Source organism: Brevibacterium aurantiacum (assembly GCF_900169065.1).
GTDB classification, from domain to species: domain Bacteria; phylum Actinomycetota; class Actinomycetes; order Actinomycetales; family Brevibacteriaceae; genus Brevibacterium; species Brevibacterium aurantiacum.
Genome location: NZ_FXZB01000014.1, coordinates 108,576 through 129,040 on the forward strand (window position 1 = coordinate 108,576; position 20,465 = coordinate 129,040).

At 62.6% G+C, this 20,465-nt stretch carries 21 protein-coding genes and 1 pseudogene; 7 read left to right on the forward strand and 15 right to left on the reverse strand.

Features of this window, described 5'->3' with window-relative positions; genetic code table 11:
- Positions 1 to 54: 54 nt before the first annotated feature.
- From BAUR9175_RS11200 to BAUR9175_RS11235, 8 genes and pseudogenes are all read right to left on the reverse strand, one after another.
- Positions 55 to 723, reverse strand: a complete 669-nt coding sequence (locus BAUR9175_RS11200; RefSeq protein ID WP_133066548.1) for a hypothetical protein — start codon at positions 721 to 723, stop codon at positions 55 to 57.
- A 190-nt stretch (positions 724 to 913) separates the two neighbouring features.
- Complete coding sequence (locus BAUR9175_RS19375; protein ID WP_180959235.1) at positions 914 to 1,069, reverse strand: hypothetical protein; 156 nt, start codon at positions 1,067 to 1,069, stop codon at positions 914 to 916.
- A 161-nt stretch (positions 1,070 to 1,230) separates the two neighbouring features.
- Entirely contained in the window at positions 1,231 to 2,409 is a 1,179-nt protein-coding gene (nrfD, locus tag BAUR9175_RS11205; RefSeq protein WP_101583772.1) for an NrfD/PsrC family molybdoenzyme membrane anchor subunit, read from the reverse strand.
- Entirely contained in the window at positions 2,406 to 3,554 is a 1,149-nt protein-coding gene (locus BAUR9175_RS11210) for a 4Fe-4S dicluster domain-containing protein (protein WP_101583774.1), read from the reverse strand. The genes nrfD and BAUR9175_RS11210 overlap by 4 nt, the downstream gene beginning before the upstream one ends.
- 398 nt (positions 3,555 to 3,952) lie before the next feature.
- Positions 3,953 to 7,114 (reverse strand): annotated as a pseudogene (fdnG, locus tag BAUR9175_RS11215) (formate dehydrogenase-N subunit alpha); the annotation flags it as partial.
- Between the two features lie 109 nt (positions 7,115 to 7,223).
- On the reverse strand, positions 7,224 to 7,934 hold the full coding sequence (locus BAUR9175_RS11225; protein WP_101583780.1) for a class I SAM-dependent methyltransferase: 711 nt from the start codon (positions 7,932 to 7,934) through the stop codon (positions 7,224 to 7,226).
- Positions 7,931 to 8,389, reverse strand: a complete 459-nt coding sequence (locus tag BAUR9175_RS11230; RefSeq protein ID WP_069601172.1) for a thioredoxin family protein — start codon at positions 8,387 to 8,389, stop codon at positions 7,931 to 7,933. The genes BAUR9175_RS11225 and BAUR9175_RS11230 overlap by 4 nt, the downstream gene beginning before the upstream one ends.
- 146 nt (positions 8,390 to 8,535) lie before the next feature.
- The gene (locus BAUR9175_RS11235; protein WP_101583782.1) at positions 8,536 to 9,570 is read right to left on the reverse strand and encodes an LCP family protein; all 1,035 of its coding nucleotides are present in this window, start codon (positions 9,568 to 9,570) and stop codon (positions 8,536 to 8,538) included.
- A 540-nt stretch (positions 9,571 to 10,110) separates the two neighbouring features.
- On the opposite strand from BAUR9175_RS11235, the gene BAUR9175_RS11240 reads away from it, so the two are divergent.
- Positions 10,111 to 10,314, forward strand: coding sequence for a cold-shock protein (locus BAUR9175_RS11240; RefSeq protein WP_069601174.1), 204 nt, complete (start codon positions 10,111 to 10,113; stop codon positions 10,312 to 10,314).
- A gap of 264 nt (positions 10,315 to 10,578) precedes the next feature.
- Here BAUR9175_RS11240 and BAUR9175_RS11245 read toward each other — a convergent pair whose 3' ends face one another.
- Complete coding sequence (locus tag BAUR9175_RS11245) at positions 10,579 to 11,010, reverse strand: MarR family winged helix-turn-helix transcriptional regulator (protein ID WP_069601175.1); 432 nt, start codon at positions 11,008 to 11,010, stop codon at positions 10,579 to 10,581.
- Positions 11,011 to 11,179: 169 nt separating this feature from the next.
- On the opposite strand from BAUR9175_RS11245, the gene BAUR9175_RS11250 reads away from it, so the two are divergent.
- From BAUR9175_RS11250 to BAUR9175_RS11265, 4 genes are all read left to right on the forward strand, one after another.
- Entirely contained in the window at positions 11,180 to 11,665 is a 486-nt protein-coding gene (locus BAUR9175_RS11250; RefSeq protein WP_096146156.1) for a hypothetical protein, read from the forward strand.
- Positions 11,666 to 11,770: 105 nt separating this feature from the next.
- Positions 11,771 to 12,412, forward strand: a complete 642-nt coding sequence (locus BAUR9175_RS11255) for a TetR/AcrR family transcriptional regulator (protein ID WP_165770467.1) — start codon at positions 11,771 to 11,773, stop codon at positions 12,410 to 12,412.
- A gap of 7 nt (positions 12,413 to 12,419) precedes the next feature.
- Positions 12,420 to 13,064: an HAD family hydrolase gene (locus BAUR9175_RS11260; RefSeq protein WP_069601178.1), complete on the forward strand. Its 645-nt coding sequence runs from the start codon at positions 12,420 to 12,422 to the stop codon at positions 13,062 to 13,064.
- A 43-nt stretch (positions 13,065 to 13,107) separates the two neighbouring features.
- The gene (locus BAUR9175_RS11265) at positions 13,108 to 14,331 is read left to right on the forward strand and encodes an amidohydrolase (protein WP_101583785.1); all 1,224 of its coding nucleotides are present in this window, start codon (positions 13,108 to 13,110) and stop codon (positions 14,329 to 14,331) included.
- 31 nt (positions 14,332 to 14,362) lie between these two features.
- On the opposite strand, the gene BAUR9175_RS11270 is transcribed toward BAUR9175_RS11265, so the two are convergent.
- Both BAUR9175_RS11270 and BAUR9175_RS11275 read right to left on the reverse strand, forming a co-directional pair.
- Positions 14,363 to 14,932 (reverse strand): DapH/DapD/GlmU-related protein, encoded by a 570-nt coding sequence (locus tag BAUR9175_RS11270; protein ID WP_069601180.1) that lies wholly within the window; start codon positions 14,930 to 14,932, stop codon positions 14,363 to 14,365.
- 61 nt (positions 14,933 to 14,993) lie between these two features.
- Positions 14,994 to 15,512: an SRPBCC family protein gene (locus BAUR9175_RS11275; protein ID WP_009882793.1), complete on the reverse strand. Its 519-nt coding sequence runs from the start codon at positions 15,510 to 15,512 to the stop codon at positions 14,994 to 14,996.
- A 61-nt stretch (positions 15,513 to 15,573) separates the two neighbouring features.
- Between BAUR9175_RS11275 and BAUR9175_RS11280 the strand changes: the two genes are divergently transcribed.
- Both BAUR9175_RS11280 and BAUR9175_RS11285 read left to right on the forward strand, forming a co-directional pair.
- Positions 15,574 to 16,071, forward strand: coding sequence for a GNAT family N-acetyltransferase (locus BAUR9175_RS11280; protein ID WP_069601182.1), 498 nt, complete (start codon positions 15,574 to 15,576; stop codon positions 16,069 to 16,071).
- Positions 16,072 to 16,124: 53 nt separating this feature from the next.
- Positions 16,125 to 17,315: a winged helix DNA-binding domain-containing protein gene (locus tag BAUR9175_RS11285; protein ID WP_101583787.1), complete on the forward strand. Its 1,191-nt coding sequence runs from the start codon at positions 16,125 to 16,127 to the stop codon at positions 17,313 to 17,315.
- 38 nt (positions 17,316 to 17,353) lie between these two features.
- On the opposite strand, the gene BAUR9175_RS11290 is transcribed toward BAUR9175_RS11285, so the two are convergent.
- The 4 genes from BAUR9175_RS11290 to BAUR9175_RS11305 all read right to left on the reverse strand — a co-directional run bounded on the left by BAUR9175_RS11290 (position 17,354) and on the right by BAUR9175_RS11305 (position 20,034).
- Complete coding sequence (locus BAUR9175_RS11290) at positions 17,354 to 18,271, reverse strand: LysR family transcriptional regulator (protein WP_069601184.1); 918 nt, start codon at positions 18,269 to 18,271, stop codon at positions 17,354 to 17,356.
- A 125-nt stretch (positions 18,272 to 18,396) separates the two neighbouring features.
- A complete protein-coding gene (locus BAUR9175_RS11295; protein ID WP_096179141.1) occupies positions 18,397 to 18,960 on the reverse strand; it encodes a dihydrofolate reductase family protein in 564 nt (187 codons plus the stop codon).
- Positions 18,961 to 19,198: 238 nt separating this feature from the next.
- Positions 19,199 to 19,552 carry a VOC family protein gene (locus BAUR9175_RS11300; protein ID WP_009882788.1) on the reverse strand — a complete coding sequence of 118 codons (354 nt, stop codon included), beginning with the start codon at positions 19,550 to 19,552 and terminating at the stop codon, positions 19,199 to 19,201.
- Positions 19,553 to 19,659: 107 nt separating this feature from the next.
- Entirely contained in the window at positions 19,660 to 20,034 is a 375-nt protein-coding gene (locus BAUR9175_RS11305) for a VOC family protein (RefSeq protein ID WP_009882787.1), read from the reverse strand.
- Positions 20,035 to 20,465: the final 431 nt, after the last annotated feature.

Below are 20,465 nucleotides of genomic sequence, written 5' to 3' on the forward strand. Positions count from 1 at the left end.
GCACGTCACCTCGGTGTCGTGGTGGCGGTAGGAAGCAGGGCCGAGGGGTGGACCTCAGCGTGCAGGATCGGGCTTCGGCCTGAACCGTTCGTGAGCAGCTGTGAGTAGATCGACCAACTCCCACCGGCCCACTTCCAGCGGCTGGTTGAGAACGATCCTCTCCCCCTGAATTTCACGCGTGAGGAATGAACGGCGCGTCGACCGCCTTCCTGATCCCGAGGCGAACGCGACGTTGACAGCGGGGAAGGACGGGGATTCCGGGCGATTGCCGAAACTCGCTGTCGTCACGCTGTCGACAACCGACCACGTCGCATGGTGCACGGTCTCTTCCCCGCTCTGTCCGTCGCGAATGAGTTCGAGGCTCTCCGGCGTGAGCTCGAGACGGTAGTCCTGCTGATGACGTCTGACGATGAGCATCGGGGACACCAAACCGAAGAGGATCAAGAGCACGACTGCGCACAATGCTACGAATCCGTCGGCGCCCAACACCAGAACGAGCAGTCCGAGCAGACCAAGCGCCACGCTGCCGATGAGACGTCCGACGTAGGCGCCGGAGGACGCGCGGCCGATGACAAGCCGACCGTTCTTCTCGATGGACTCCAGTCGTATCGCGACTCTCTCACCCTTCGAGGCCCCTGCGGGGAAAATCAGTGATGACTCGTCCGCGGACTGCCGGGACTGCCGATACCCCGGCGCCTCATCGCTGCCCGTCATGTCTTCCATAAGCGCCCCATGAGTCCAGACTACGACAGATGTGCGGGGCTTCACGCTGAAACAAGATCAATGACCTGGTCGACCGTGCGGGCGTGCACGTTCGTTCATGCGGGGCCCCGCATCCACTCGGTCCGAACGACCGTCTAGGCGATTCGCTCCACTTGTGTCATCCGCCCGCCGTCGGTGAGGAGCGGCAGATTCAGCGCGGTGTGACGTCCTCATCCCGGAAGCGCCTGAATCCGCTCACGAAGAGCCAGTAGACGAAACCCATGATGGGCGCCACGAGCAGTGTCTGCCACCACGAGAACATGCCGTTGCGCCGGTCGGCGAGCAACTCTTTGACGGCAACCTTCATAGGTTCCACACGTTACTGCACGTGCATTATTGTGCAACATGTGTTGTCGGAAATTCCGAGCATCCCTCACCGTTGACGCCACAACGCACCACTGCGGCACGTGGTAGTGCTGCTCCCAGTGAGGACTTCCACCCGCTGTCCGCGTCAGGGGGGGGTGCCGCTTACACCCCGGTCGTGATCGAGTCGCCTGTGATGCCGCGGGCGCGGCGCTCTTCGAGGCGAGCGCGCTGCGGTTCGACGACGTGGCGCGGATCCTTCGTGGATTCGATGCCGGCTTCGAGGACCCCGAATCGCGTGTACGCCGAGGCGGCTGCGAGTGCTGTACCGGACACGACCGAAAGCGCACGCAGCGCTGTTCGAGTCTTCCAACCCGCACCCTTCCCCAGCCTCTTTGCGAACGCCCTGGCCCCCACCTCGGCGGCGGCTGTTCCGATCGCACCGGCGATGAGCAGCTTCTCCGCCCGGTGGAGCTTGTGGCCGGGTTCGCCCTCTTCGAGAGGATCCACCTCGGCGGGGTGCATGCCCTTCTTCATCCGATCCATCGTGATCGCCTCTCCGGCGGCACCGACCAGAGCGAGCAGGCGTGCCGGTCCGTTCTCCCGCACGGGAGCCAGAGCCATCGCAGTGCCTCCGGCAGCCACTGCGGCCGAGGACACGAAGACGTAGGAGAGACCATTGCGGCCAGCAGCGTTCCAAGTGGGGACCGCGGTGTCGCCGAGGAGCGCTCCGGTGTACGCGGCCAGAGGAGTGGCGAAGAGTGCCGACTCGAGCGCGGCAGGAGTCTCGAAAGCATGGAGAATTCGACGCAGCGGCCCCAGCGGAAGCCGCAGACCGGTCAGCCGGTCGACTTCGATCGCGGCAAGTACTCCCGAGCCGACGCCGAATCCGGAGAGGATCCAGGTGCCCAGGCTCATGGGCGAGCTGACTTTGAACACGCGCATCATGTTGAGGAAGCGTTCGGGACGGCCGAGGTCGGCCACGAGTGCCGCTCCCCCGACGCCGGTCGCGGTGATCGCCGTGAGCCTGGTGGCGATGCGCAGACCCGGGCGGTCGCTGAACTGGGCGCCGAGGCCCAAGAGGCTCGAGCCGCCGGCCAAGCCGCCGAGGAACAGGTAGAGCGCGATCTCATCGCCCCATGGCGGAGCCTTGACGATGGCACGTCCGTAGTAAGAGGAGAATTCGACATCCTCGACCATCGGCATCTCACGGTTGCCGTCGGCCCCGCTGTTCTTCCAACCCTGACCGCCGCCACGGCCACCGGGGCGACCGCCTCGGCGACGTTTCTTCCGGCCCCGATCGAGCTCAGGTGGGCGGTAGGAATCGTACTCGGATGTGCTCAACGCTGGCTCCCGAGGAACGCGAGTCCGGCGGCTGCGACCATGCCGAGTGCGGCCATGCCTGCCTTGGCATACATCTGCGGCAGGTCCTTCGTCGGCACCCGCGGATCCGGGGGCAGTCCGTAGACCTCGGGTTCGTCGAGGATGAGGAAGACCGATCCGGTTCCGCCGACGCCGTCGTTCGGGTTGGCGCCGTACAGGCGTGCCTCGGTCATGCCCTTCGCGTGGAGGTCGGCGACGCGGGTGTGGGCCTTGTCGACCATGTCGTCGTGGTCGCCGAACTTGATCGACTCGGTCGGGCAGGTCTGCGCGCAGGCCGGGTTATCACCCTCGACGAGGCGGTCGTAGCAGAGCGTGCACTTGTTGGCCGTGTTCTTATCCGGCACATCCATGTCCGCGGCCTTGCGATCGTCACGGTCGGTAGGGGTGTTGATCGTGCCGTCATCGCGGCGTTCGATGACGCCGAAGGGGCAGCCGGCCACGCAGGTGCCGCAGCCGTTGCAGACATCGTTCTGCACGACGACCGTGTCGAATTCCGTGCGGAAGAGTGCACCCGTGGGGCACACGTCGAGGCAGCCAGCGTGGGTGCAGTGCTTGCACACGTCTGAGGACATCAGCCAGCGGAAGTCAGCGGTGTCCGGTGGCGTCGTGTCGAGCTTGGCGATGTCCTCCGGGTCGCTCGGGCTCAGGGCTCCTGGTGCCAGCAGGTCGATGCCCATCGGCGGTGTCGTGGGTAGACCACCGCCAGTGGCACCGGCCCCGTTGGATCCGGATTCCGCGGCGCCCAGTGCGCCACCGAGCGGCTGCGTTCCTGAGTTCTCGTCCGTGCGGGGTCGGATCGTCGGCATGCCGAGGTTGACGAGTTTCCGTCCGGATTCGCGGGCGGCTTCGATCCGCTCGGAGTCCTGTTCGATGAAGGCGACGTGACGCCAGGTGTTGGCGCCGAGGCTGCCCGTGTTGTCATACGAAGAGCCGAGGAGTTCGAAGGTGCCGTCCTGCGGATTGTTGTTCCACTCCTTGCAGGCGACCTCGCAGGCCTTGCAGCCTATGCAGATCGACGTATCGGTGAAGAACCCTTTGCGCTCGTGCGCGGAGCCGTGCCAGTGCCCGTCCGCAACGGCGTCGTTCTCGACAGTCGAAGTCGACATCAGTCCTCCTCCTCGTTTCCTCTATTGTCCACGGTAGTCGTGTCAGCAGCCTCGTCCTTTCGGCCGCTGATGTCACGTGCACCCTCGCCGAGGTTGCCCTTCTGAGCGCTGTCCGCATCCTTGCCGATGTAGCCACGGTCCGGATCCCCGTCGGTCGGGTCCCCGTCGTCCGCGCGGTTCGCGCCCACGGTCTCGGTCCTGTTCTCGTCGATGGAATCGGCGGGTCGAAGATCGACACGACCCGAGCGGTCGTCGGCACTGTCGGTCGCTTCTCTTCCGAAGGTGCGCCCGGGGGTGACACCGACGGCGGAGTCGCCGCCGCGATGCGGATGCCCGCCCTTGCTGGCCGCAGAATCAGCGGCGAGCGACTCGGCGACCACCGCGTCGGAGACGGTGACGAGCTGGTTGCCCGATTCGGGACTCAGCCCGGCCTCTCGCTGATACTTCTCGACGAAGTCGACGAGCTCGGGTCCGCGCGGACGCCTGCCCGGCATGATCGTTCCGGCCACGTACTTGCTGTTCTGGATGAACACGTTGGGGTCCATCGTGACACCCAACAGGTCATTCGCAGAGTCGCCTTCGACCGTGGCATCCCCACCTACACCCCAGTGATAAGGCAGGCCGATCTGGTGGATGGTCTTCCCGCCGATCGTCAGCGGCGTCATTCGCCTGGTCACAAGCACGCGGGCCTCGATGGCTGCGCGCGGGGAGACCAGAGTGGCCCACCCATAGGGCTCCAGGCCCACCTCGGCGGCGAGCTCTGGCGAGATCTCGCAGAACATCTCGGGCTGAAGTTCTGACAGGTAGGGCAGCCACCGAGACATGCCACCGGCGGTGTGGTGCTCGGTCAGACGGTAGGTCGTGAACACGTAGGGGTAGACCTCGGAACCGGGATTGCCGGCACCTGGCGCGGACAGGTTGTCCTCACGGCGCATGACCAGGCGCGTCGGTGAGCTCTGCTGATCGTAGAGCGGGTTGGCAACCGTCGATTCCTGCGGTTCGTAGTGTGTGGGCATCGGTCCGTCGACCATGCCGCTGGGTGCGAACAGCCAGCCCTTGCCATCGGCCTGCATGATGAACGGATCATCTCCGTCAAGATTCGCAGGTCCGCCGTGGGCCTGATCCGATCGGGCCGAGGGTGCGCGATCGATCGGGAAGTCGGGCACATCCTTGCCCGTCCACTTGCCGGATTCCTCGTCCCACCAGACGAATTTCTTCCGCTCCGACCACGGGGTGCCATCCGGTGCCGCCGAGGCGCGGTTGTAGAGGATGCGGCGGTTCGCCGGCCACGCCCAGGCCCATTCGGCGGCGGTCTCGTCCTGCTCTGTGCGGGGCTTGCGCCGGGCGGCCATGTTCTGCCCGCCGGCGTAGATGCCCGCGTAGATCCAACAGCCGCCCGCGGTAGAGCCGTCGTCGGTCATCTGGTTGAAGTTGTCGAGCGGCTGCCCGTCCTTCTCTCCACCGACGTAGTAGCCGTTGATCTCGGCCAGCACCGATTCGGGGTCGACCTCGCCCTCCTCGTCGACCGGGTAGTCCCAGGTCATGTCGAGGAGCGGACGGTCGCGAGGGTCGGTCGAGTCCTTCAGCTTCTCTCGCACTCGCTGACCGAGTTCGAAGAAGAAGTCGAGTTCGCTCTGTGCGTCACCTGGCGGGTTGACGGCCTTGTGCCGCCACTGAACGAGGCGCTGCGTCTGCGTGAAGGTGCCGGCCTTCTCCGTGTGGTTGGCTGCGGGCATGAAGAACATCTCGGTCTCGATGTCCTCGGTTGTGAGCTCACCGCTGGCGATCTCCGGACCGTCCTTCCACCAGGTGGCGGACTCAATGAGCCGGAAGTCGCGGACGACCATCCACTTCAGGTGGCTCATCGCCATGCGCTGCATCCGACCGTTGGCTGATCCCACGGCCGGGTTCTGGCCCAGCAGGAAGTAACCGTCGACACCATCGTTGAGCATGCGGACCTGCGTCTGATAGGTGCCGTGGGCGCCGTTGATCTTCGGCAGATAGTCGTAGGCGAAGTTGTTCTCCTTCGTCGCCGCGTCGCCCCACCACGCCTTGAGCAGGTTGGTGGCGTAGCTGCGCCCGTTGGCCCAATAGCCCTTATGGGTCTCCGGGGTGCCCACAGCGGCGACGTAGTCGTCGAAGGTCTCGTGAACTCCTGCACTGGGCATCGGCAGGTAGCCGGGCAGCAGGTTGAACAGGGTCGGGATGTCGGTCGAGCCCTGGATCGTGGCGTGCCCGCGCAGAGCCATGATGCCGCCGCCAGGTCGGCCCATGTTGCCCAGCAGGAGCTGGAGGATCGAGGCGGTGCGAATGAACTGCGCGCCCAGGGAGTGCTGGGTCCAGCCCACCGCGTAGGCGAAGCAGGTGGTGCGTTCGCGTCCGGAGTTCTGGGTCACGGACTCGACCAGATATTCGAAGTCGGCGGGTTTGATGCCGCAGTTCTCGGCCACCATCTCGGGTGTGTACCGGGAGTAGTGACGCTTGAGAATCTGGAACACCGACCTGGGGTCGCTCAGGCTCTCATCCCTGACCGCCCGGCCTGCTTCGTCGGTCTGATACGACCAGGTCGAGTTGTCGTAGGAGTTCGTGTCTGGGTCGAATCCGGAGAAGAGACCGTCCAGGTCCTCCGTGTCCTGATAGTTCTCGCTGATGAGGTTCGTGGCGTTCGTGTACGCACGCACGTACTCGTCGAAGTGCAGACCTTCGCTCAGGACACGGTTGATGAGCGCGCCCAGCAGCACGATGTCAGAGCCGGCCCGGATCGGGACATGCTTATCGGCAATCGCGGTGGTGCGCGTGAAACGAGGATCGACGTGGATGACGCGTGCACCCCGGGCCTTGGCCTCGGTCACCCATTGGAAGCCCACTGGGTGGCACTCGGCCATATTGGATCCCTGGATGATGATGCAGTCCGCATTCGCCATATCCTGGACGGGTTGTGTGGCGCCGCCTCGCCCAAACGAGGTTCCCAAACTGGGAACCGTGGCGGAGTGTCAAATACGCGCCTGGTTCTCGATCTGTATCGCCCCGGCCGCGGTGTAGAGCTTCTTCGCGAGGTAGTTCTCCTCGTTGTCGATGGTCGCCCCGCCGAGGCTGGCGATCCCCATCGTGCGACGCAGCGGGTGGCCCTTGTCGTCGAAGTCCTCCCAATGCTTGCGGCGGGCTTCGATGAAGCGGTCGGCGACCATATCGATGGCGGTGGGCAGATCGAGCTTCTGCCAGTCTTTGGCTCGGGGCGCTCGGTAGAGGACGTCGGTGATGCGTCCATTGGCGTTGACGAGCTGTTCGCTGGCCGCGCCCTTGGGGCAGAGACGTCCGCGTGAGATCGGTGAGTCCGGGTCGCCTTCGATCTGGATGACCTTGTCATCCTTGACGAAGACCTTCTGACCACAGCCGACGGCGCAGTACGGACAGACCGACTGCACGACCTTGTCCGCTGTGGCGGTACGTGAGGTGGTGTCGCGGGTTTTCTGGGACACCACTGATTCGCCGCGCCCCGACGCATCGGAGGATCGCAGCTGCCGGATCACCGGCCACTCGAGAGGACTGAACCGAGCCATGGCTCAACCCTAGCCCTTCTCGGTGGCCGATGGTGACCAAATCGCCCACGATCATCCGTCGGTGTTTCACGAGGTGAGACGCGGTGATCTCATTCGCCGAGGTGGCTCCTCAGTCGGTCACCATGTGCGCCAGGAGCACGCTGTCGTCGATTTCGGATGGCTTCCCGTCCGGGCCTTCGACCTCGCGGGTGCGAAGCTCACCCAGTTCGATCTCCCAGCGAGCCGGGCTGCCGCCGATGAGCAGGGCGAAGTCTCCGTTCGGGGTGACCGGTTCATGATGATGGCCGAGTCCGTGGCCCAGTTCGTCATCATGGTTCTCGGCCCAGTCCGGCATCTCCGCATGGGAGATGAGCAGAATTCTGCCGCCCGGTGCAACGTACTCAGCCAAGCGGCCGACGAGTTCTTCCCGGGTGTCGGGCAACCGGGTGTGGAGGAAACAGCCGAGGACGAGGTCGAAGCCGCCTCGGCGAGGTTCGGGGTCACTCCACGTGGTGATGTCGGCGACCTCGAGCTTCACGCTCACACCTTTTGCCTCGGCAATCTCGCCGGCACGGTCGATTGCGGTCTGGGACAGGTCGATTCCGGTCGCGTCCCAGCCCTGCTCGGCCAGCCAGGTGACGTCGGCGCCCTCACCGCAGCCGACGTCGAGGACGCGGCCGGGGGTGAGGCCGCGGACCACGGCGACGAGCGACTCGTTGGGGTTGCCCGACCAGATCGCCTCGCCGGTGCCGGCGTAGCGCTCCTCCCAGGCAGCGACGGTGTCAGGGACTCCCTCATTCGAGGCGGAATCCTGAGAAACAGCCTGCTGGGGTTCGGTCACTGTGCCGATCCTGGTCCGGAGGCCTGCTGCCCGGCTTCGGGAGCTGACTGGCTTGCATCTTCGGGAATGGCCGAGGGATCCGCCTGGTCGACTCCGGCTTCCTGCTTGGCCAGTTCGGCGCGGACTTCGTCCATGTCGAGGTCCTTGACTGCGGTGATGACTTGCTCGAGCTGGGGTGCGGCGAGAGCGCCAGGCTGGGCGAAGACGACGATGCCCTCACGGAAGGCGACGAGCGTCGGGATCGAGGAGATCGCGAAGAGACCTGCGAGCTCCTGCTGTGCCTCGGTGTCGACCTTGCCGAAGACCACGTCCGAGTTCTGTTCGGAGGCCTCTTCGTACACGGGGGCGAACTGCTTGCAGGGGCCGCACCAGTCGGCCCAGAAGTCGAGAAGGAGGATCGAGCTGTCGGTGATGGTTGACTCGAAGTTGTCTTTGGTGATTTCAATCGTAGACATCCGGGCAGTCTAAACGCCGACTATGAATACTGTCTGGACGCATTCGCAGTCTGGACTCCTGTTCGGACAGCCGCTCACTCTCTTTGGTCAGCACCAAACGTCTGCAGATCAGTCGACCGTTTGCAGCTGAGTCAATCGTGTGCAGTTCAGTCGACGAGGTCACCGATCGGCTCATCTGCGGTGATGGCCGAGAAGACGGCGTCGGCTGCCGGAGACTTGACGACTCGGTTCTGATTGCCAGGTGCCGGCTGCCACGGCATGATGTTGAAGCTGATCGAGTCTTTGGGCACCGATGACACTGTCGAGGCCAGCGATCCAAGCGCCGAGACCGAGTCAAGGTCATTATCGACGCGCAGAGACGAGGTGACCGCGTCAAGGAAGTTGTACAGCCGGTCGGGCCGCGACAGGGTGTGAGAGCTCTTGGCTCTGTCGATGATCGAGTCCATGACCATCTGCTGGTTGCCCATGCGGGAGATGTCGCTGCCGTCGCCGACGGCGTGCCGGGTCCGCGCGAGCGCCAGGGCAGCGGTGCCGCGCAGCGTCTGCTCTCCGGCTGGGAGATCGAGATTCGCCTTATCGTCGTACAGGGGTTCGTCGAGATCGACGACGATTCCGTCCAGTGCGTCGACGATGGTGGCGAAGCCGTCGAAATTGACTTCGATGAAGTGATCGACGCGGACTCCCGTGAGCTCTTCGGCCGCGGAGACCGAGCACGCCGGGCCCTGGTTGAGCGCCGAATTGATCATGGCGCGCCGAGGTTCCGAAGCCCCCGAGCCGGTGTCCTGACAGGCAGGCATGTCCATCATCGTGTCGCGGGGAATCTGAATGGCGTCGATGCGTGAAGAGTCATCGGAGATGTGGGCCAGGATCATCGCGTCGCTGCGGGCACCGTCGCCTGAGCCGTAGTCATCGGCATCCAGTTCCCGGGTATCTGAGCCGAGGATGAGGACGTTGAGTTCGTCTGTGATCTTCTCGGGCACCTCGCCGCCTCCCGCTCGCAGAGGAGAGGAGGTGATGTTCGACTTCAAGCCGTTCACAAGGGTGACGACCGTGACCGGTACCGCGATGACGAGGACCGCGAGGATGGCGACGACGGTGCGGCGGCGACGGTATTTCATGGCCAGGCGGCGCTGACGGCGTGGGCCGATTTCGGAGGAAGGGCCGGTTTCGCGGTGCTGCATAGAACGTCAATTCGAAGTGGACGACGGATTGCATACAATCCTAATTATAATTTCTCCGAACTTTCTGGCACCGATGCCCGAAACACTCTGTTAGAGTTAAATTGTTCCCGTACGAAACAGTGCGGAGCACATGGTGTCGCGAGCGTAGGTAGATTCGCTTGGCACCGTGCGGTTGCCAGTTGGCGCGTGTCTACCGTCCGCGCCTCATAAGATTTTTTATACTTTTCAGTCCAGCCGTTCTACGGCTTCCATCCCGCACCTTCGAGTGCATTACCGATACCGAGCTTTCCCGCTTTCGCCTGAGACAAGGATTCTTCACATCAGCACGAATTCCGGAACGTCGGTTTCACCACAGTTTTTCGTCGGACCTGCGTTCAATGCGCAGACCATCCAACGAGAAATCACACACTCAGACGATCAGCTTGTCGACTCTGTCGATCAGATCAGGTCTCTGAGAGTGTGAACAGCCGGGCCCGCAAAAGGGTCCGACCATCCAGATCGCTTCGGCGATCACCAGTTTAAAATAAGGATACAAAGATTATGGCTACAGGTACCGTGAAATGGTTCAACTCGGAAAAAGGTTTCGGATTCATCCAGCCTGACGATGGTTCAGCAGACGTCTTCACTCACTTCTCCGCGATCGAATCGACCGGCTACCGTGAGCTCACCGAAGGTCAGAACGTTGAGTTCGACTCGGAAATGGGTTCCAAGGGCCTCCAGGCCACCAGCGTTCGTCCCCTCTGAGAAAACCCGTAACTCTCCGGTCCCGGCCTGAGCGCTGCTGATTCGTCAGCAACGATCACCTCGCGGGAGCGAAGTTACCCTCAGTTTTACCAAAAGCGTGTGTTCGCGTTTGGAGCTTGTGTTCTCACTTGCTCCGAGCACGACCACACGCTTTTCGGCGTTCCGGGGCTGAGATTCAGCAACGCTGACATCCTGCAGTGCTGACACCCTGCGGTCATGCCGCGAGGATCCAGCGACAGTTCCGAGCAGGAGCGTCCGCGGACATCAGTCCTCTGCCGCAACGGGTCGCCGCGCGAAAGACGGAGCCAAGCGCCCCAGCAATTCGGTCAGCTGTTCCTGTTCTGCGGCGTCGAAGACGTCGCCCAGAAGGGTGGTGGCCTTCTCCTCGGCGACCTTGACGGCATCCTGGTAGAGCTCGGCACCGACATCGGTCACGCACACGAGTGAAATCCTCGCGTCGTGCGGATCGGAGTCCCGCGCCAGGTATCCAAGTTTTTCAAGCGGTGCGACCAGGCGGGCAATCCCCGACGGGGTGATTCCCAGGCGATCAGCCAATTCGACGCGACGCAATCGTCGATCCGGGGCAGCGCACAGACTCTGCAGCACGCTCATATCGTTCAGCGTCAGTCCCTGAACCTCCAGCTTCCTCCGGATTTCGGTGTCCGCCCGAACGAGTCGCATACACAGCTCCAACATGAAGTACAACCTTTCATTGTCAACTCATTGAGTACTCAACGATATGTCATGCAGATTGCAATTCAAAAATTGTCATGCGGAAACACTGAATGATGAACCTCTTGCGGGCAATGAGCTGAGGTTCGCCGATCCATTGTCGACAGCTCGCTTGGCAACTACGGTTTCAATTATGGAATCACAGTCGTACTACCAAAACAAGCACAATACCCAAGCTCAACACCCGCCACCTGCACCGCTGGCGCTTCGCTGGCTGGTGGTCGGAGTCGTCGCCAGCATCATCCTGCTCATCGCCCTGCCCATCGTCATGATGATCGATCAGGCTGGCCTCAGAGCTGCCATCGAGGAAGACACTGGAGGCAGCTTGGATCCCGAGTGGAAGGACTGGGTGCTCGTCGCGACCATCGTCTACGCAGTGGTGCTCCACCTCGTCGACGTCGCCCTGCTGCTCTGGTTAGTTCCCAAAGTCCTGCGCGGGCGCAATTGGGCTCGCATCACGTTGACGGTCTATCTGATTGTCGCCACCTATTTCAGCCTCTACTCGGCCACCCAGGGAGCAATGTTCCTGTGGGCCGTGATCCCCACGGATATTCTCCACGTCCTCATGATCGGCCTGCTCTGGATACCTTCCTCCGTGCGCCGGTACTTCGGGCCTTAACAATCTATGACTCACCAGCTGTGACGCCGCCGACTCACCTCCATGCATGCAGCCCTTCCGGTTGCTACGGTGATACAGCTGTCCTGCCACCGGAAAGGATCTCTTGTGCCCAAGCTCATCGATCATGAGAGTCGGCGCGAGGAGATCGCCGCAGCAGCATGGCGGGTCATCGTTCGAGACGGGGTCGCCGGAGCATCTGTGCGCTCGGTCGCCGCAGAAGCCGGGCTGTCCGTCGGTTCGCTCCGGCACGTCTTCGCAAGCCAGTCCCAGCTCCTCGCCTTCGCCATGAAACTGGTCATCGACCGGGCCGGCGAGCGCGTACGGAGACTTCCGCGTGCACCGAGTCCGCTGGAGTCGGCCGAGGCCATCGCGGAAGAGCTGCTTCCTCTGGACGAGGATCGACGCCTCGAGATGGAGGTCTACCTCGCTCTCTTCTCCGCCTCGGGTGCCGATCCGAACCTGCAGGAGACGAAGCAGGACGCTTGGAGGCGAGTGCGCACGACCTGCCGCATCATCATCGACCAAGCGGTTGGAGCGGAGGCCAAGGACCGGCCCGAGCGGATCGAGACCGAGGTGATTCTGCTTCACGCCGTCATCGACGGTCTGGCATCCCATCTGGTGTGGCAGCCCACAGAACTGAAACCACACGATGCTCGGCGAGCCCTCGTCGAGCATCTTCAGCAGATGCAGGCGCGATTGTCCGAGAGTAGCGTTGGAACTCCTGAGGTCCCCACACAGAATTGGTGATTCCACGATGTCTCAGCCGACCGACCTGCACCCCACCACCGTCGTCTTCGACCTGGGCAACGTGCTCATAGGCTGGGATCAGACTGGCCCTCTGGCCGATCAGCTGACCCGCGACGAGTGGAATGCTTTTGCCGCCGAGGCTGACTTCGGCACGCTGAATACGCTGGCCGATCGCGGGGTTCCGATCACAGAGGTGGTCGCACGGGCGGCCGAATCAGATCCACGGCACGGTGAGATCGTCGCCGCCTACTATGACCGCTTCGATCGGTCCCTGACCGGTCCGATTCAGGGAATGGCCGAGGTCGTCGCCGAGCTCAAGGCCTCGGAGATCAGGTTGCTGGGTCTCTCGAACTGGTCGGCCGAAACCTTTCACCATGCCCCGAAGGTCGCACCGGCGATCAACGAGCTCGAAGACATCGTGGTCTCTGGGAGAGAGAAGCTGATCAAACCCGACGCTGAGATCTTCCACCTCCTCAGCCGACGCTTCGACCTCGTACCCGAGCAGACTGTCTTCGTCGATGACCTGCAGGCGAACATCGATGCCGCAAACCAGCTCGGATTCGTCGGCCTGCTCTTCACCGGCGCCCAGCAGCTTCGCAACGACCTGCACGCCCTCGGGCTCCTCGGCTCCCCTGCTAACGTGGAAAACTGAGAACGGGTCATCCCCGACCCACACTCTTTGACGAGGAGAAGTGATGACGAATACCGGTTTCCTGGACACCATCGACTCCCAGCTGGATTGGCAGCGCGACCTCTACAAAGACTTCCACCGGGAGCCCGAACTCGGCCTCGAGGAGCACAAGACCTCGGACCGGATCGAATCAGAACTCAAAGACATGGGACTCCGCGCTGAGCGCATCTCGGCCACCGGCCTTGTCGCCGTCATTGAGAACGGCAAGGGACCGACCGTTCTGGCGCGGGCCGACATCGACGCCCTCCCCATTTCCGAGGACACCGGTCTCGACTACTCCTCCACGATCGACGGTGTCATGCACGCCTGCGGCCACGACATTCACATCACCTCCCTGTTGGGCGCGGTCCGACTGCTGAATGAGAACCTCAACGCCTGGTCAGGCACGTACATCGCACTGTTCCAGCCCTCGGAAGAGAATGCGGCCGGCGCCAAAGCGATGATCGATGATGGGTTGACATCGAAGATCCCCAAGCCCGACATCGCCTACGCCCAACACGTCATGCCGATGCCCACCGGAACGGTCAACACCAAGGCTGGGCCCGTGCTCTCCGCCGGTGATTCCGTGAAGATCACCGTGCACGGACGCGGTGCCCACGGATCCATGCCGCATCTGTCCGTGGACCCGGTGGTCCTCGCCGCCACCATCGTTCTGCGCCTGCAGACCATCGTGTCTCGGGAGACCGATCCCGGCGAGTTCGCGGTGGTCACGATCGGTGCGTCAAACTCCGGTTCGAAGTCCAACATCATTCCCGATCGGGCCGAACTTCTGCTCAACCTGCGCACCTACGACATGACGGTTCGCGATCGGATCATCGCCTCGATCGAACGCATCGTCAAGGGTGAATGCGAGGCCGCCGGCTCACCGAAGGAACCGAGCTTCGAGTACTACGATCAGTTCCCCCTCACCGACAATGATGAGGACGCCAACGATGCGGTCACCAAGGCGTTTGAGGACTACTTCGACGACGGAGTGGTTCTGCCAGCGACTCCCGCCACCGCCTCGGAGGACTTCAGCGAGATCCCCGACGCCTTCGAGATTCCCTACGCCTACTGGATGATCGGCTGCGCCGATGCCGATGCGTACAAGAAGGCCGCCGAGGCGGGAACCGTGAACTCTGACATCCCCGCCAACCATTCGCCCCAGTTCGCCCCGGTCATCGATCCGACGCTTGAAATCGCCACCAAGGCTCAGGTGATTGCGGCACTGTCGCAGTTGGGGAGCTGAGGCAGCGCCCGACGACGGCTGGGCGAACTGCTCAGTCGTTGACCGAGCGCACCACGCGTGCCGGCGACCCGACCACGACGGTTCCTGCGCGCACGTCCTTGGTCACGACCGAGGCCGCCGCAACCACGGCGTTGTCGCCGATGGTCACTCCGGGCAGGACGGTCACATTCGCACCGATCCACACGTTGCGGCCGATGATGATGTGGCCAGGATGCATGTCTCCGCGGCGGTCCGGGGAGATGTCGTGGTTAAGGGTTGCCAGCACGACGTTGTGGCCGATGAGGCTGTCGTCTCCGATCCTGATGCCACCCTGGTCCTGGAAGCTGCACCCGGAATTGATGAAGACCCGTCGACCCAGTGTCGTGTTCTTCCCGAAGTCGGTGTGGAAGGGCGGGAACATGGTGACCGTCTTGTCCACGGGCTTGCCGATCAGCGATGCCAAGAGCTGCCGGACCTCGTCGGGTTCGTGATACGAACCGTTGAGCTCGGCTGTGATGCGCAGTGCTTCCTGGCTGCTGCGATGCATGACCTCGTGGAGGGGCGAGTCGCTGGCGATTGTTTGACCGTTGTTGAGTGCCTTGACCAGATCCTTGAGTTCCATACTGGCCATCCTTTCGCGTTTCTCATTTTTCTGCATTCTTCCTCGGAAACGCGCTCACAGTTCAGGACGACCCTGTCGTCCCCACATCCGCGAACTCGTCTTTCATCGACGTCAGCGTCCTGTGGATGTTCATTCGCTGGAAGTCGGCGAAGGAACTACCGCCGGTGAGCACTCGGTCCACGACTGCCGCGACCCAGTCCGGCCAGGTCGTGCGGTCATCGTTCCACGTTTCGGTGACCCGTGTGCGATCGCCGAGGTCCTCGAGTTCGTAGACCCAGGTGGCGATTCCGCTGCTGATCGCCGGCGCACTCGCACCGATCTTGCGGACTTCGAAGGCGAATCGGCGGCCCGGCTCCGAGGCGGTGACGACGCATTCGGTGACCCACCGTGCCCGATTGCGTCGGTTGCTGCCTTCGAAGACCTCGCCCACCTGCAGTGGTCTGGATTCGGCAGGCGTGTGCGCACCGGTGTTCTCGGGACTCCAGCGTGGCATCTGCGTCGGATCCGCCACCTGTTCCCACAAGGTGAGTGCATCGACGTCAATGATCATGCTGTCACTGACCTGCATTGTGCGCTTCATTCGCTTCCCTTCCTCGCTCACACCCACCCTAGTGGCGCTGACGCGGAGTACCCTGAAGCCCATGCCACCGAACGCGACGCCGCGCCTGAGATTCCGTGAGATGTCACCGGATGATCTCGACGAAATGGCGGACCTCCTCGGCGATCCACGGGTCATGGAGTACTACCCGCGCCCCAAGGACCGTGAGGAAGCGGCCGGGTGGATCAACTGGAATCAGCGCAACTATGCCGAGTACGGTCACGGACTCTGGGTCATCGAAACCCACGACGGCGAATTCATCGGAGACTGCGGTCTCACCTGGCAGAAGGTCAACGAGGCTGCCGCCCTGGAGGTCGGATTCCATGTGAAGGCTTCTGCCCAGAATCTCGGATTCGCCGCCGAGGCGGCCACCGCCTGCCGTGATTTCGCCAGTTCACATGCGCTGGCGTCCCGATTGGTCGCGATCATCCACCACGACAATCGACCCTCCCAACGCGTAGCGGCGAAGATCGGCATGCACCGTGATCGCACGCTCACCCATTCGTCGCCGATCCACCTCGTCTACGCAATGGACCTCTGAACTTGAGAAACTCCGTCGATGTGCCCGAGCAGCCGCCGCGATAGCCTGGAACTATGAGCGTGAAGGTCACCCGGGACGAGGTCATCGCGTACCGCCTTGAGGCGCAGAACCTGAATCGGCGCCTGGACAAGCGGTCCCTGGTCGCTGCCACTGGAGTCTGCGGGGTTCAGAACAGTCCGCCCGGATCGGCTCTGCTCGCGCTCAATGCCCGCGTCTCCGATGTCGCTCGGGAAGCGGTCAACACTGCGATCTCCGAGCACAAGAGCCTGTTGCAGAGCTGGTCCATGCGCGGCGCACCCTTCTTCTTTCCAACAAGCGATCTTCCCGTTTTCACCACTGGAGTCCTCCCACCCACAGAGGATGGACGCCGCCACTTGATCCTCGGTGTCGAGGCCTCGCTCGAGAAGCTGGAGATGTCCCTCGCCGAGGTTGCCGACCGGACCCGTGACACGATCGGATCCGTGTTGTCCGGTCGCAGGCTCACGGTCAATGACCTGGGAGCCGAGATGACCGAGCTGATCGCTCGCGAATTGCCGAAGAAGAAGCGTGCCGACTGGGAGCGTGAGGGGCCGTACGCCAAGGGACAGCCTCTGGGAGAGGGTGTCGTCCATTTCTGTCTGCGCATCCTCACCTTGCAGCAGGTCATCTGCTTCGCTCCGCGGGACGGGAAAAAGGCACCGTTCGTGCTGCTCGATGAATGGCTGGACACAGACGTTCCCGACGTGGCTCCGGAGGACGCTCGGGCTGAGCTCCTCCGGCGCTACCTGCATGCCTATGGGCCGTCCACGCGCGGAGACTTCGCCTCGTGGCTCGGTGTGCGTGCGCGAGAAGGCGAGGCGTGGTGGGACCTGCTCGAGAACGAGATGACCGAGGTCGACTACGGTCGCAAAGCCTGGGTTCTGACCGAGGATCTCGATGCCCTGCAGTCACCGCCCACTCCAGCCGGTGTGCGGCTCCTCCCGCCGCGCGACCCCTATATTCAGGGGCGCGATCGGGAGACCATCATCGACAAGCAGTTCCATCGCGACGTGTTCAAGACCGTCGGTGAGCCGGGGACAGTCCTAGTCGACGGCCGAATCGTCGGCACCTGGCGAGCGCGCAAGAAGGGGAAGAACCTGCACATGTCCGTCACATCATTCGACCGGCTGTCAGCCCGTTCGAAGAAGGTAGTGGAAGCTGAGGCCGAGAAGGTGGCGATCCTGCGTGGCGCCGCAGCGGTTGAGGTCGATGTCGACTCCGCTTGACCGGAAGGCTGGAATACGAAGTGACCGGAAACTGCAGTTCAGCCAGCTTCTCCTGGACGAGCGCCCCTCCCCAGCAGCACTTCACCACGGGCGACAGTCTGATCCCGGAGCGCCTGCACGACGGCGGCAACGGCGGGGCGACGCATCGAATCGGGGCGCAGCACCATCCAATAGGGCAGCCGTTCGGACAGGGTGTCGGGGAAGAGCCTGACGAGGTCATCGTGGAGATCGGCCATGAAGCAGGGCAGGAATCCAATGCCTGCACTGGCACGGGTGGCCTCGACGTGGACGAACACGTTGGTCGACGACAGTCCGTCCTTCATGGTGGGGACCAGGCGACGCGGGGCATCAAGGTCATCGACCTGGAGCATCGAATCCACGAAGTACACGAGGCGATGTTCGGTCAGCTCATCCTCGGTGGCCGGGGCACCGTGTTCGGCCAGATAGTCCCTGGATGCATACATGCCCAGTTCGTAGTCGCCGAGTTTGAACGCTTCGGCCCGGTGGACCTGGGGTTCGCCGACGACCACTTCGATATCCAGGCCCGAACGCTGCTGCAGGGCCTGTCGTGTCACGGTCACGATCTCCACGCTGAGGCCTGGATGCTGACGCCGCAGTTTAGCGACCGCGGGGGCCGCGACATAGGCGCTGAATCCGTCGGTGGCCGTCATCCGAACGACTCCGGTGATCGGATCGGGACCGCGACGGGGATCACCGAGACCATGCACCGCGCCTTCGATCTGCTCCGCGACTCGGACGGCTTCCTGACCAAGGTCGGTCAGCTCCCAGCCTCCGGAGGCACGGGACAGCACTCGACCGCCGAGGGCCTTCTCCAGTGCAGCGATGCGCCGGGAAATAGTCGTGTGGTTCAAGCCCAAAGTTTGTGCCGCGGTCGTGAACTTGGCCGATCGGGAAACCGTGAGCAGCACCAGCAGGTCGTTGGGCTTTGTGTCCATATCTGCAATATTAGGCAGAGAGGACTCCGAAATGAGCCTCACGGCCGCAACTTCTGTGCACGAATGTAAAGAACCAGGCGGAAAGAGCCGGTCGAACCTCGTCAGTGAGTTCGACGTATGAGCGATCACACTCTGGTCTCATACCTCATCAGATTCACTCCGCCTGGAAATGACTGAGTCTCCACCAGGTTCAGATGCACCCAGTTGTCGAGTGCAGCGAAGAAGGGCGTGCCGCCGCCGATCAGGACCGGATAGGTGACGAGGATATATTCGTCGATGAGTCCGGCCCGCATGGCGGAGGAAGCGAGCGTGGCGCCGACGATGTCCATGGGGCCACCATCGTCTGACTTGAGCCGAGTGATCTCAGCAACGGCATCGCCGGAGAACAGACGCGCGTTCCAGTCGACCGCACTGATTGTCGAAGAGAACACCACCTTCGGCATGTCCAGCCACCTGCGCGCATACTCGTGTTCTGCTGGTGTGACCCCCGGCTGCTGGGCGGCCGTCGGCCAGTGAGAGCTCATCGCCTCCCACAGTCGCCGGCCGTACAGCGCCAGCGCAGTCGCATCCACCCGATCGGACCACCACTGGAACACCTCGTCATTCGGCGTGGTCCAGCCAAGATCATCTCCAGGAGCGGCGACGTAGCCGTCCAGGCTCACGTTCATCGCAAAGGTCAGTTTCCGCATGACATCGGCCCCTCTCAAGTCGGCAGCCGCTGGTGCAGATGTAGAGATGCCGCCTAGTTTGTGCAGACTGACGAATATATTGGTTACGAATTCGACTCCTGCTTCCTTGGCGAACCGCGAGACCTTCTCAAAGCATCTCGTTGATTGCCATCTTGCGCGACGGTCGTTGTGAAATTTGGATATTCGCAATGTAAAGAGGCGAGTCATCTACAAAGTGGGTGGTATCTATGACGGTGGCTCATTCGCCAGCATCGACGACGCAGAAGCGGTTCCCCTCCGGGTCCTCCATTATGATGTAATCAGCGTCTGCCGGCCGGCCGGACCAATGCACCTCGCGTGCGCCTAAACCAGCGAGCCGGGCAACTTCCGCGTCTTGATCATCCGCGTACAGGTCGAGGTGGATGCGAGGCGGCAAGACTCGCTGCGAATGCACCATGTCAAGGGAGAGATTCGGTCCGCCCCCGGCGCGAGGACACAAGAGCACAAAGTCGTCCGTAGCGTGCTGCCGTTTATAGTCGAGAGCGCTGACCCAGAATTCTTCCTGCCGGTCGATGTCGGTTACTCGAAAGACGATCGATCCCACGAACAGCAATAATGACTCCTTCGTCATGGCTCAGCGATTATGCGTCTGCTTCAGACCATCGTGCCCTGCGCTCGAGGAAGTGTCGAGACTCTCCCACTCTGCTCGATTGGCCAGCATCAGTCGTGAAAGTCTTCAGGCTCCATCGGGATGCGTTTGGCCATGAGACAAAACCTATTGCCTTCCGGATCGGCGAGGACGTACCAGCTCCCTGACGGAACTACGTCTGTTCGCTTCGCTCCCAGGGACAAGAGCCTCTCGAGCTCGTCCGCTTGACTGCGGTCGGTCGGACACAGATCGAGATGCAGAGTTCCATTTGCGGGAGTATCGTCCGAACGCTCGAAGAGAATCGTCGGAGCATTCGACGCCCCAGAGATAGCGACCCCCGTTTCATCTTTGGCCGAAATTTCGTACCCGAGTGCTTCGCACCAAAATCGGCTCAACCGATCTGGGGCCTGGGCCTTGACTACGAGGTCCCCAATTCGACTGGTCATGGGCTCACCCTACCTGCCGGTGTCGGCACAAAGTCGCTCTGGACCACTCAACCAGACGCGTCACGTCTTCATCCGTACGGCCTTTGGCCCGCCGGTTTAACGTCGCCGGGCGATGATGAGTCCGTCCCATCCCTTTTCGCCTACTGTCTGGAGTGCCGTACCGTCCAGGTCGGGATGGGCTGCAATCTCTTCCGCGACAGCACGTACCCCTTGAACTCTAGGGTCAGCGCTAGCAGCGTCAGCGACAGCTCCGTTACGAACGACGTTGTCAATGACGATGACTGCACCGGAACGTGTGAGCTTCATGAGTATTTGAAGCTTTGGGGACCACCCGATCGTGCGGTTGGGGACCACCGATATTGCCTGTGGGGGCCAGCAGCCGTGGACCTCGGGGCCACTGGCCGCCCATCAGCTCATCGTCACGGGTTCAA

Excerpts from the sequence above, each read along its gene's own strand:
- BAUR9175_RS11230 (WP_069601172.1), bottom strand. The coding sequence starts at position 8,389 with ATGTCTACGATTGAAATCACCAAAGACAACTTCGAGTCAACCATCACC.
- BAUR9175_RS11240 (WP_069601174.1), top strand. The coding sequence starts at position 10,111 with ATGGCTACAGGTACCGTGAAATGGTTCAACTCGGAAAAAGGTTTCGGA.
- BAUR9175_RS11275 (WP_009882793.1), bottom strand. The coding sequence starts at position 15,512 with ATGAAGCGCACAATGCAGGTCAGTGACAGCATGATCATTGACGTCGAT.
- BAUR9175_RS11200 (WP_133066548.1), bottom strand. The coding sequence starts at position 723 with ATGGAAGACATGACGGGCAGCGATGAGGCGCCGGGGTATCGGCAGTCC.
- BAUR9175_RS11305 (WP_009882787.1), bottom strand. The coding sequence starts at position 20,034 with ATGACCAGTCGAATTGGGGACCTCGTAGTCAAGGCCCAGGCCCCAGAT.
- BAUR9175_RS11260 (WP_069601178.1), top strand. The coding sequence starts at position 12,420 with ATGTCTCAGCCGACCGACCTGCACCCCACCACCGTCGTCTTCGACCTG.
- BAUR9175_RS11295 (WP_096179141.1), bottom strand. The coding sequence starts at position 18,960 with ATGCGGAAACTGACCTTTGCGATGAACGTGAGCCTGGACGGCTACGTC.
- BAUR9175_RS11290 (WP_069601184.1), bottom strand. The coding sequence starts at position 18,271 with ATGGACACAAAGCCCAACGACCTGCTGGTGCTGCTCACGGTTTCCCGA.
- BAUR9175_RS11265 (WP_101583785.1), top strand. The coding sequence starts at position 13,108 with ATGACGAATACCGGTTTCCTGGACACCATCGACTCCCAGCTGGATTGG.
- BAUR9175_RS11245 (WP_069601175.1), bottom strand. The coding sequence starts at position 11,010 with ATGTTGGAGCTGTGTATGCGACTCGTTCGGGCGGACACCGAAATCCGG.
- BAUR9175_RS11270 (WP_069601180.1), bottom strand. The coding sequence starts at position 14,932 with ATGGAACTCAAGGATCTGGTCAAGGCACTCAACAACGGTCAAACAATC.
- BAUR9175_RS11280 (WP_069601182.1), top strand. The coding sequence starts at position 15,574 with ATGCCACCGAACGCGACGCCGCGCCTGAGATTCCGTGAGATGTCACCG.
- BAUR9175_RS11285 (WP_101583787.1), top strand. The coding sequence starts at position 16,125 with ATGAGCGTGAAGGTCACCCGGGACGAGGTCATCGCGTACCGCCTTGAG.
- BAUR9175_RS11210 (WP_101583774.1), bottom strand. The coding sequence starts at position 3,554 with ATGTCGACTTCGACTGTCGAGAACGACGCCGTTGCGGACGGGCACTGG.
- BAUR9175_RS11235 (WP_101583782.1), bottom strand. The coding sequence starts at position 9,570 with ATGCAGCACCGCGAAACCGGCCCTTCCTCCGAAATCGGCCCACGCCGT.
- BAUR9175_RS19375 (WP_180959235.1), bottom strand. The coding sequence starts at position 1,069 with ATGAAGGTTGCCGTCAAAGAGTTGCTCGCCGACCGGCGCAACGGCATG.
- BAUR9175_RS11250 (WP_096146156.1), top strand. The coding sequence starts at position 11,180 with ATGGAATCACAGTCGTACTACCAAAACAAGCACAATACCCAAGCTCAA.